The organism is Mesorhizobium sp. M2A.F.Ca.ET.037.01.1.1, assembly GCF_003998075.1.
Taxonomy (GTDB): domain Bacteria; phylum Pseudomonadota; class Alphaproteobacteria; order Rhizobiales; family Rhizobiaceae; genus Mesorhizobium.
Window position 1 is genome coordinate 1 of record NZ_RZSA01000634.1, and the last position, 4,013, is coordinate 4,013.

Below are 4,013 nucleotides of genomic sequence, written 5' to 3' on the forward strand. Positions count from 1 at the left end.
CAACAATGTCGGCGAAGCGGCAATCGAGCTCGTCCACTTCGGGTTGGTTCCAGCTTTTCAAAGCAAGCGGCTTGGGCCGTTCCTGCTCGACCGGGCGTTGCGCGCGGCGTGGTCGCATCGGCCGAAACGGCTTTGGCTCCACACCGATACTTATGATCATCCAGCCGCGCAATCGGTCTATGGACGCGCCGGATTCAGCGCCTATGCGCGACGGATGGAAACCTTTCCGGATTAGGCAGTCCCGCTTTCCAGCGCCGCGAGTGATCGCTCGATGTTCTGTCTCGCCTGGGCCTCGAAGCGCTGCCGGAACTCGGTCATGTAGAAAATATGCGGCCGGGCGAGGAAGCTCTTCAGGACGCCCGCTCGGCCAGCGCGCCACATCGGCTCTTCCACCCAGCCATATTCCAGCCGGACCGCCTGCTCATAGGCGTCGAAGACAGCAGGGTCGGCGCCGAGGATCGCCAGATCCATGTCGAGCAGAAGAGCGGCATCGCTGAGTGCGTCCTCATCGCGCAAAGGCGGCAACTGGTGGTTGGCGGTGGCGTTGATCATTGCCGCTATGCGGACGATGCGACCAGGATCGACTCGTCCGGCGAGCCTTTTCTCGGCCAGTTGGGCGCTTTTTGCCTCATTGTCCTTGGCGCGGCTGTCATAGATGGCGTCGTGAAACCAGATCGCGGCCTCGACGGCCTGCGGATCATCGAGCAGGCCTCGGTATTCGTCAGCCAGCGCCAGCATCGCCTCGATGTGGGAGAGGTCGTGATAGTGGCGATCTTCGGCGCTATAGAGCGCCGCAAGCTCGCTTTTCAGCGCCTCGTCGATCAAGGGTTCGTTTTCCATCGTCGCTTGAATCTGCGTGAACCAGGTCCATTTGACAAAGCACTAAGGAAAATTGAGTTCAACCGTGCTATGATTTCGCTTATATGTGCCGCCCGAGAATGAGCAAGGCCGGAGACCGTCGATGAACAGCATTACGATTGCCCGCCCCAGCATGGTGCAGCCGGTCGATCCGATATGGCGGTCGATCCGCGACGAGGCGATGGAGGCGGTGAACCGCGATCCCTTGCTTGCGGCCTTCCTCTATTCGACCATCCTCAACCAGGAGAGCCTGGAAGAAGCGGTAATCCACCGGCTTGCCGAGCGCCTGGCGCATCAGGACATCGGCTCCGATCTCATCCGCCAGACCTTCAAGGCGATGCTGGACGACGATCCGGAGTGGAGCACGACGGTTCGCGTCGACATCCAGGCCTATTACGACCGCGACCCGGCCTGCGACCGCTTCATCATGCCGGTCCTCTATTTCAAGGGTTTTCACGCCATCCAGACGCACCGGCTGGCGCATTGGCTATGGAACCATGGCCGCAGGGATTTCGCGCTCTATCTGCAGAGCCGCTCGTCCTCGGTGTTCCAGACCGACATCAATCCAGCCGCCCGCATCGGCAAGGGCATCTTCCTCGACCATGCCACGGGCCTTGTCGTCGGCCAGACGGCCGTCATCGAGGATGACGTGTCGATCCTGCATGGGGTGACGCTGGGCGGCACCGGCAAGGCCAATGGCGACCGCCATCCGAAGATCCGCCGGGGCGTGCTGATCGGCGCCGGCGCCAAGATCCTCGGCAATATCGAGATCGGCCATTGCTCGAAGATCGCGGCGGGCTCGGTCGTGCTGTCGCCCGTGCCGCACAACAAGACGGTCGCCGGCGTGCCCGCACGCGTCGTCGGCGAGACCGGCTGCGACCAGCCTTCGCGGCAGATGGACCAGCTCCTGCCGTCGCAGAGCATGGACCACGTGGTCAGCTTCGACATCTGACCGAGGCTTACCGGCGGCGGCCGAACGGGCCGCCGGTTCCGCTTGACTGTTCTCCCATGTTATCCTGCCGGCTTGCCTTTACATGGCCATCGTTGGCGTGTCAGAAGCGCGTTCCCACGAACAAGGCCGACATTTCGGAGAAGACTTTTGAAGCCTGACGAAATCAGAAAGCTGGACGCCTATTTCAAGCGCGTCTTCCAGAACCCCAAGCTGCAGGTCAAGGCGCGCCCGCGCAAGGAAGACTCGGCCGAGGTCTATGTCGGCGACGAATTCCTCGGCATCGTCTTCAAGGATGAGGACGACGGCGACTATAATTTCTCGATGGCCATTCTCGACATCGATCTGGCCTAAATCAGCCTTAGCGAACTGCCGCCGAATGGAGCATCCCGACAGCTACCCGACGATTTCGGTGGCCAACCGAAGCAAGCTGTCGGGCAATATGGCTGCTATTTTGCGCGCAGCGTTCAAATTGACGATCAACTCGGGCCGGCGGACATATTCGACTGCAAGCGCGCCGGCGTCGGCTCCCTCGAGGATCATAGCGACCTGGCTGGCCGACCGGCGCGCGGCAAATGCGAGGCTCGTGCCATAGGCCAGCAGCGGACCGTACCTCGCCTGGTCCCTGCCGAAAACGGCCGGCAACCCCGCAGTGTTCGCCATCCCGACGATCCTGGCCCCGTAAGTCGTGGTTCGCGGGACCTCCAGGCACAGCAGTCCGTCCGCCTCGGCAGCCGCGAAGATGGCGAAACCAGCCTCGAGGTCTTCCTCGCTTCCAAGCAAGTGAACGCAAATGTCGAGGCCTTCCGCTTCGGCTGCTGCTTTTGAGAGTTTCGGCAGGATGTCTGGAACCCCCGCGTCGCCCAAAATCGCCAGGCGCCTCAGGTTCGGCGCCACCTGCTTCAACATTCGCACTTGCTCGCGGATCTGGCCTGGGTCGAAATTCGAGCATCCCGTCGTGCGGCCGCCGGGCCGCTCGACGTTCTGGACGATTTTCGCCGATACCGGATCGAGCACGACGGCAAAGACGATCGGCAGATCGGGCGCCGCCTCGCGAGCAGCCCAGTAGCTCACGGCCCCAATGGCGACGATGATCTCGGCTCCGCGCTGAACAAGCTCGCCGGCAAGGGCTAGAAGGCGATCAAGATAGCCGTCGGCAAAGCGAGGCTCGATCTGGATGGTTTCACCGTCCCGGTAGCCCAGCTCTCCGATCGCCCCGCAGAAAGAGCCGAAGCTCGGATACGAGCGGTCGCCGGCGAGCAGAACGCCGACAACGGGGATGTCTGAAGGCCGCATTCTTCGCATTCCCGGCAGTTTCTTGGCGCGCCCGCGCCGTTTCGATGTCGACGCTACCACAGCGTCGTCCGGGCGAAATGCCGAAAAACCCGCTTCCCGTGCGCGAGACGGCGCCTAATCCTGGCAATGTCGTGGGATATGCACCCGACGCCAGCTGGTGGAACCTTCCCGCACCACCACCCGTCGCGCCACCGTCCCGTATGAAGGCGGGATTTCCCGGATGCGGACCTGCTGCGGCCGCACCAGCACTTCGTGGGCAACCGCTTCATACTCCGCCGGCTGAACGACGCGCCGGACGCGCTCCGGCTGGACCACGACCGTTTCGGCGACGCGCGCATAGCGGGCCTTGCGCCATACCTTGCACAGCACCTTGCGGCCATGGATGATGCGCCATTCCCAGGCATAGCCGCCGTCGTAGACCTTGACCGTATGATAGAGCGTGCGCGTGACAGCCGGGACGGTCTCATAGGTGACCCGCGGCGGCGCGATCTGGTCCACGCTTTGATAGGCACCGAAGATCGGCGCGTCGTAATCGACCACCTGCCCGCCGGGGCTTACCATCACATCTTCGTAGACGGTGTCATAGAGGGCCGGCCTGTGGATCGGCTCGTAGCATTCGAGCGCGCGGCTGCCGGCGGCGGTTCCTGAGACGCTGGCAAGCATCGCGACCGCCGCCAGCGATACGGAGTGTTTGCGGATCATGACATTCCCCCGTTGAAAAAGGACGCCTTCACAACGCAGGACTGTAGCGGAAGGTCCGGGGTCGGACAGTGATTTCAAGGCTTTTCGTTAAGCGGCGCGGTTAAGGAATTGCTACCTTGCGGATGGCTTCGTGCGGCCAACCAGGACCGAAGCCGTCGCGCGCGATCAAATCGGCGGTATTTCCCGGGCCGGTCGCGCTTTACTCGAC

At 62.7% G+C, this 4,013-nt stretch carries 6 protein-coding genes; 3 read left to right on the plus strand and 3 right to left on the minus strand.

The window, feature by feature from the left end; translation table 11 throughout:
* On the plus strand, positions 1-235 hold a 235-nt coding region (locus tag EOA27_RS41600; protein WP_145970528.1), incomplete at its 5' end, for a GNAT family N-acetyltransferase.
* Here EOA27_RS41600 and EOA27_RS25850 read toward each other — a convergent pair.
* Entirely contained in the window at positions 232-840 is a 609-nt protein-coding gene (locus EOA27_RS25850) for a hypothetical protein (protein ID WP_126082435.1), read from the minus strand. The two genes, EOA27_RS41600 and EOA27_RS25850, sit on opposite strands and share 4 nt — an antisense overlap.
* A 121-nt stretch (positions 841-961) precedes the next feature.
* Here EOA27_RS25850 and cysE point away from each other — a divergent pair, with 121 nt between their 5' ends.
* Both cysE and EOA27_RS25860 read left to right on the plus strand, forming a co-directional pair.
* Positions 962-1,810, plus strand: coding sequence for a serine O-acetyltransferase (gene cysE, locus EOA27_RS25855; RefSeq protein ID WP_042644430.1), 849 nt, complete (start codon positions 962-964; stop codon positions 1,808-1,810).
* Positions 1,811-1,957: 147 nt separating this feature from the next.
* The gene (locus EOA27_RS25860; RefSeq protein ID WP_027166457.1) at positions 1,958-2,161 is read left to right on the plus strand and encodes a DUF3126 family protein; all 204 of its coding nucleotides are present in this window, start codon (positions 1,958-1,960) and stop codon (positions 2,159-2,161) included.
* Between the two features lie 42 nt (positions 2,162-2,203).
* Here the strand turns inward: EOA27_RS25860 and EOA27_RS25865 are convergent, their stop codons facing one another.
* Both EOA27_RS25865 and EOA27_RS25870 read right to left on the minus strand, forming a co-directional pair.
* Positions 2,204-3,103, minus strand: a complete 900-nt coding sequence (locus EOA27_RS25865; RefSeq protein ID WP_189343118.1) for an ABC transporter substrate-binding protein — start codon at positions 3,101-3,103, stop codon at positions 2,204-2,206.
* A gap of 114 nt (positions 3,104-3,217) precedes the next feature.
* Complete coding sequence (locus EOA27_RS25870) at positions 3,218-3,805, minus strand: hypothetical protein (protein WP_126082437.1); 588 nt, start codon at positions 3,803-3,805, stop codon at positions 3,218-3,220.
* Positions 3,806-4,013 lie beyond the last annotated feature (208 nt).